The organism is Paenibacillus sp. LjRoot153, assembly GCF_964253085.1.
Lineage (GTDB): Bacteria > Bacillota > Bacilli > Paenibacillales > NBRC-103111 > Paenibacillus_E.
Genome location: NZ_CAXUQH020000001.1, coordinates 7666501 through 7672500 on the forward strand (window position 1 = coordinate 7666501; position 6000 = coordinate 7672500).

Annotated in this window: 1 protein-coding gene, 12 tRNA genes and 2 rRNA genes (1 of these 15 only partly in view); all 15 read right to left on the reverse strand. The window is 47.7% G+C overall.

The features are described 5' to 3' along the window. Positions 1-37: 37 nt before the first annotated feature. Positions 38-2824: a phosphoenolpyruvate carboxylase gene (gene ppc, locus ACSQ8P_RS33160; protein WP_436239079.1), complete on the reverse strand. Its 2787-nt coding sequence runs from the start codon at positions 2822-2824 to the stop codon at positions 38-40. 524 nt (positions 2825-3348) lie between these two features. Continuing rightward, positions 3349-3419, reverse strand: a tRNA-Gly gene (locus ACSQ8P_RS33165). Positions 3420-3436: 17 nt separating this feature from the next. Next, positions 3437-3510: transfer RNA gene (locus ACSQ8P_RS33170), tRNA-Pro, on the reverse strand. Between the two features lie 26 nt (positions 3511-3536). Next, positions 3537-3613 (reverse strand) — tRNA-Arg (locus ACSQ8P_RS33175). Positions 3614-3622: 9 nt separating this feature from the next. Beyond that, positions 3623-3697 (reverse strand) — tRNA-Gly (locus ACSQ8P_RS33180). Positions 3698-3735: 38 nt separating this feature from the next. After that, positions 3736-3815: transfer RNA gene (locus ACSQ8P_RS33185), tRNA-Leu, on the reverse strand. A gap of 19 nt (positions 3816-3834) precedes the next feature. After that, a tRNA-Lys gene (locus ACSQ8P_RS33190) sits at positions 3835-3910 on the reverse strand. Between the two features lie 3 nt (positions 3911-3913). Continuing rightward, positions 3914-3988, reverse strand: a tRNA-Gln gene (locus ACSQ8P_RS33195). Positions 3989-3998: 10 nt separating this feature from the next. After that, positions 3999-4071 (reverse strand) — tRNA-Thr (locus ACSQ8P_RS33200). A 12-nt stretch (positions 4072-4083) separates the two neighbouring features. Next, a tRNA-Val gene (locus ACSQ8P_RS33205) sits at positions 4084-4159 on the reverse strand. Positions 4160-4173: 14 nt separating this feature from the next. Beyond that, positions 4174-4248: transfer RNA gene (locus tag ACSQ8P_RS33210), tRNA-Glu, on the reverse strand. 17 nt (positions 4249-4265) lie between these two features. Beyond that, a tRNA-Thr gene (locus ACSQ8P_RS33215) sits at positions 4266-4341 on the reverse strand. Between the two features lie 2 nt (positions 4342-4343). Beyond that, positions 4344-4419 (reverse strand) — tRNA-Asn (locus ACSQ8P_RS33220). Positions 4420-4424: 5 nt separating this feature from the next. Next, positions 4425-4541: ribosomal RNA gene (rrf, locus tag ACSQ8P_RS33225) — 5S ribosomal RNA — on the reverse strand. A 72-nt stretch (positions 4542-4613) separates the two neighbouring features. Further along, positions 4614-6000, reverse strand: a 23S ribosomal RNA gene (locus tag ACSQ8P_RS33230) (it continues 1528 nt past the right edge of the window).

Below are 6000 nucleotides of genomic sequence, written 5' to 3' on the forward strand. Positions count from 1 at the left end.
TTACCATCCTGTTGCTTTTCTTATGTTGTCGTAAGGATCAGCCCGTATTCCGAAGTCCCGCGGCAATCCCGTTGATTGTAAGTAATACTTCCCGAAGTAGAATCGCATCATCTTCATTGTTTTCTCTTAGTGCACGCAGCTCCGTAAGAAGTTCAACCTGCATGTAGCTAAGCGGATCCACGTATGGATTACGCAATTTGATGGATTCTTGAATGACAGGTACATTATCCAGAATCTCTTGCTGACCTGTAATTTGCAAAATAATCGAGGACGTCAGCTCATACTCGTCTTTGATCAGATTGAAAATACGCTCTGCAATCGCGGATTCCTTCACCAAGCTGCCATATTCCTTCGCGATGAGAAGATCTGCCTTCGCCAGAGCCATTTGCAGATTATCAATCATCGTGCGGAAGAATGACCAATCCTCATACATCTCTTTGAGAACCGCTAGGTTGCTTTCATTGCCTTGAGCAAAGCTTTGCAAGCCTGTACCTGCTGCATACCATGCTGGTAGCAGGTATCTCGTTTGCGTCCATGAGAATACCCATGGAATTGCACGCAAATCTTCGAATTTATCGCTATTTTTACGCTTAGATGGACGGGAACCGATATTCAGCTCACCAATCTCAGGAAGCGGTGTGGATTCTTTGAAAAACGTTAAGAAGTCTTCGTCTCTGAAAATAAGATCTTGATACTTCGTCTGTGCTTGCTCTGAAATACCACGCATAATGTTCTCCCACTTATCTTCAAGCGGGTGTCTTTGCGGGGAACGGGACAGCTTCGATGCTGTGATCAAAGCAAACGTCGCCTGCTCCAAACTACGGTAAGCAATCCCTTGCAGGGAATAACGGGAAGATAGTACTTCACCTTGCTCTGTAATCTTGATGCCGCCACCAAGCGTTTCAACCGGTTGAGCTAGGATGCTTCGGTTTAGTGGCATACCGCCACGCCCCAATGCACCGCCACGACCATGGAAGAACTTCAACTTCACGCCGAATTTTTTCGCCGCTTCTGTGATATCTTGAAGCGCCATACGCAGCTCCCAGTTCGCTGTAATCACACCGCCGTCTTTATTACTGTCAGAGTAGCCCAGCATAATTTCGTGCATCTGTGTTTCTGGATCAAGACTTAAACGGTAAGCAGGGATTGCTAATAAAGTGCTCATAATACCAGGCGCCGCGTGCAGGTCGTCAATCGTTTCAAAAAGCGGAACTGACTGAACGGTACTCGTAACGGTTCCGTCGCTCTCTCTGCGGTACAGGCCTGCTTCTTTCGCAAACACAACAACCTCAAGCATGTCACTTGCGCCTTGTGTCATCGAGATCAGGTAACTGTTAATACAGTTACGTCCGAATTCTTTCTGCGCTTTACCTACTGTACGATAAACGTCTAAGCATTCCTTCGTACCCTCGGTGTAGTCCAAGTACGTAGATGTTATAGGGCGAGGATCATTCAGAACATTCGTGAGCAAGGAAATTTTCTCATCTTCCGAAAGCTTGCTATAATCCGGCGTAATGCCCATTTTCGCCAAAATTTCCGTCATCGCATTCTCATGCTCTTTACTATGCTGTCTGATATCCAGAGCAGCTAAGTGGAAGCCAAATAGCTCAACTTGACGAATTAGCTTCTTAATATATTTATCCGCGACATAATCTGCAAAGTGCGCACGCAAACTAGCTTCCATAACTTGCAAATCTTGAATAAACTCTTCAGGGCTATTGTACTTCTGTGCAGCAGATACATTTGCGTTGCCCGTATTATGAATCTTCTCGATCATATATGTCGTCTTAATACGGTATGGTTCTTTCTCATTGCGCCAAACATCCTGAATATTCCCCATCGCCTCACGATCACTTTGGATCGAGTCGATCAGTGCTTCGCTCACATTCACAATGTTCTTGCTAAAGCTCATGTGTGCTAAGGATTCTCTCAGTACTTCTTCATACTTTTGCAAAGCCAATTGACGATGCAGACCAAGTGTCTCCCATGTCACATTCGCTTTAACCGATGGATTTCCGTCACGGTCTCCACCGATCCATGATCCAAATTTCAAGAAGGACGGCACATGCCATTTATCTTCTGGGTAGTATTTATTTAAACAACGCTCAAGCTCATGATATACCTCTGGCAATACATCGAATAACGTCTCGTCAAAATAGTACAGCCCGTTACGCACTTCGTCGATTACCGTCGGTTTACGATCACGCAGCTCGTCAGTTTGCCACAAATTAAGCACTTCACCTAATAACTTCTCGCGCAATTGCTCACGTTCACGGTAAGTTAAGTTAGGGTTGTCCAGCTTCATCATATCTTCAGAGATACGTAAATTAATATCAAGCACTGCACGACGCATAGCTTCAGTAGGATGAGCCGTCATAACGAGCTCTAGCGAGATCGATTTAAGTATTTCTTGTACTTCGGCATAAGGAATATTCGTATTCTTCAGCTCTTGCACGATGCTCTCAATCGAACCTGGTTGTACAGATTCCCCTGATGAGCGCTCGTAGTCACGCTTACGGCGAATACGATGGTTTTGTTCAGCAATATTAACTAGTTGGAAGTATATAGCGAAAGCGCGGATCACTTGATGACGAATTTCCGGATCTAGTGAAGATATCGTTTTCTTAAATTCATCATAGATCTCAACAACATAGTGTGCTCTTAACGACTTGCTCATTTCGCGGATTCTTTCAACCACATCCAGTAGATCATTTCCGCCCTGATGGACAAGAACTTCACCTAGTATGTGTCCAAGAAACCGAATATCTCTACGCAGCAGGTTATTCGTACTTTGTTTTTGTTGGACGATCTCACTCTCTATCATGACTCTCCACCTCATCTATTCACTATGATGCATTAATGCTTCTCTCTGCAAAAGCTAGTCGCTATAAAAACTCATTTCAGAATATTTTACCACAATCTGACCGCCACACATAGTATTAAAATAAAAAAACCGTACGTTTTTCGGTGGTAATTAATGTATTGATAAGATTCTACGATGCTTTGATTCGTATTGTTTCCAAATTGAAGCAGTTAGACGGGTATATTGATCACTCATCCTATGTGGGAAAAAATTGATGTTCGCAAGAAGCGTCGAACCCATTGTTCAAGTCCTTAGGTAAAAGAAAAAGCCAACCGAAGGTGGCTCTATTTTAGTAAGTGGGCGGCGGGAATACTCCAAATACGGATTTAAAAAGCTTCCTACAGAAGAAACTAGTGGTATATTTAGACGCTCGTCCTATCCAGCTTATTCAACGAAGTGTTCATGGACGGTCGAACCCATTTGAAAGCTCTCTTCCCTACGTATAAAATGCAAAAAGACCACTCGAAAGTGGTCCTTTACATGTAAGCGGGCGGCGGGAATCGAACCCGCGCGATCAGCTTGGAAGGCTGAAGTTCTACCATTAAACTACGCCCGCGTAGTTTAGAAAAATGATCGGGACGACACGATTTGAACATGCGACCCCCTGCTCCCAAAGCAGGTGCTCTACCAAGCTGAGCTACGTCCCGATACGTTTATAACTTATAATGAAGAATGGCGCGCCCTGAGAGATTCGAACTCCCGACCTTTTGATTCGTAGTCAAATACTCTATCCAGCTGAGCTAAGGGCGCATAAAACATTGGAGCGGAAGACGGGGATCGAACCCGCGACCCTCGCCTTGGCAAGGCGATGCTCTACCGCTGAGCCACTTCCGCAGGGTACCTCAGACATATGAATATGTTTGAGGATTTAATGCGCGTAGAGGGACTTGAACCCCCACGGTCACCCGCTAGATCCTAAGTCTAGTGCGTCTGCCAATTCCGCCATACGCGCATACTGTAAATAAGGCAAATGGTGAGTCATGTAGGATTCGAACCTACGACACCCTGATTAAAAGTCAGGTGCTCTACCAACTGAGCTAATGACTCAAATGGCTGGGGATCAAGGATTTGAACCTTGGCATGACGGAGTCAAAGTCCGTTGCCTTACCGCTTGGCTAATCCCCAATAAATAACATGCCGTCGAGAGGACTTGAACCCCCAACCTACTGATTACAAGTCAGTTGCTCTACCAGTTGAGCTACAACGGCATATAAAGTTAATGGTGGAGGCTGACGGGATCGAACCGCCGACCCTCTGCTTGTAAGGCAGATGCTCTCCCAGCTGAGCTAAGCCTCCATGGGATTTAAAAATGGTGACCCGTAGGGGACTCGAACCCCTGTTACCTCCGTGAAAGGGAGGTGTCTTAACCACTTGACCAACGGGCCTTGCTTTAAAAAATTACTGGAGCTTCCAACCGGAATCGAACCGGTGACCTCATCCTTACCATGGATGCACTCTACCGACTGAGCTATGGAAGCAATGGCTCCCCGAACAGGACTCGAACCTGTGACAACTCGATTAACAGTCGAGTGCTCTACCAACTGAGCTATCAGGGAACAATGCTTGGCAACGTTCTACTCTCCCAGAACCCTGCGGTTCAAGTACCATCGACGCTGGAGGGCTTAACGGTCGTGTTCGAGATGGGAACGCGTGGGTCCCCTCCGCCATCATCACCAAACAGTCAAAGCGTTTGTTTGCGCCTTGAAAACTAGATACGAAACTTCAACGTAAAGTACTATACTCAGGAATTTTGGTTAAGCCCTCGACCGATTAGTATTCGTCAGCTGCATACGTTGCCGCACTTCCACCTCGAACCTATCAACCTCGTCGTCTACAAGGGGTCTTACATACTGGGAAATCTCATCTTGAGGGGGGCTTCGCGCTTAGATGCTTTCAGCGCTTATCCCCTCCGTACATAGCTACCCAGCGATGCCTCTGGCGAGACAACTGGTACACCAGCGGTACGTCCATCCCGGTCCTCTCGTACTAAGGACAGCTCCTCTCAAATTTCCTACGCCCGCGACAGATAGGGACCGAACTGTCTCACGACGTTCTGAACCCAGCTCGCGTACCGCTTTAATGGGCGAACAGCCCAACCCTTGGGACCTACTTCAGCCCCAGGATGCGATGAGCCGACATCGAGGTGCCAAACCTCCCCGTCGATGTGGACTCTTGGGGGAGATAAGCCTGTTATCCCCAGGGTAGCTTTTATCCGTTGAGCGATGGCCCTTCCATTCGGTACCACCGGATCACTAAGTCCGACTTTCGTCCCTGCTCGACTTGTAGGTCTCGCAGTCAAGCTCCCTTATGCCTTTGCACTCTGCGAATGATTTCCAACCATTCTGAGGGAACCTTTAAACGCCTCCGTTACATTTTAGGAGGCGACCGCCCCAGTCAAACTGCCCACCTGACACTGTCCCCATACCGGATCACGGTACTAGGTTAGAACTCCGATACGATCAGGGTGGTATCCCAACGGCGCCTCCACCCAAGCTGGCGCTCAGGCTTCAAAGGCTCCCACCTATCCTGTACAGATCGTACCAAAGTCCAATATCAAGCTGCAGTAAAGCTCCATGGGGTCTTTCCGTCTTGTCGCGGGTAACCTGCATCTTCACAGGTATTAAAATTTCACCGGATCTCTCGTTGAGACAGCGCCCAAGTCGTTACGCCATTCGTGCGGGTCAGAATTTACCTGACAAGGAATTTCGCTACCTTAGGACCGTTATAGTTACGGCCGCCGTTTACTGGGGCTTCAATTCATAGCTTCGGGTTGCCCCTAACCACTCCTCTTAACCTTCCAGCACCGGGCAGGCGTCAGCCCGTATACTTCGCCTTGCGGCTTCGCACAGACCTGTGTTTTTGCTAAACAGTCGCTTGGGCCTTTTCACTGCGGCCCCCTCGGGCTATTCACCCTACCGAGGCACCCCTTCTCCCGAAGTTACGGGGTCATTTTGCCGAGTTCCTTAACGAGAGTTCTTCCGCGCGCCTTAGAATTCTCTTCTCACCCACCTGTGTCGGTTTGCGGTACGGGCACCTTCGCCTGGCTAGAAGCTTTTCTTGGCAGTGTGAACTCATGACCTTCGGTACTTAAATTTCCCTCCCCATCACAGCCCAGCCTTACGGTTAGCGGATTTGCC

What these genes read in the sequence shown, in the direction of transcription:
- ppc (WP_436239079.1), bottom strand. Translation starts at nt 2,824, where the DNA reads ATGATAGAGAGTGAGATCGTCCAACAAAAACAAAGTACGAATAACCTG.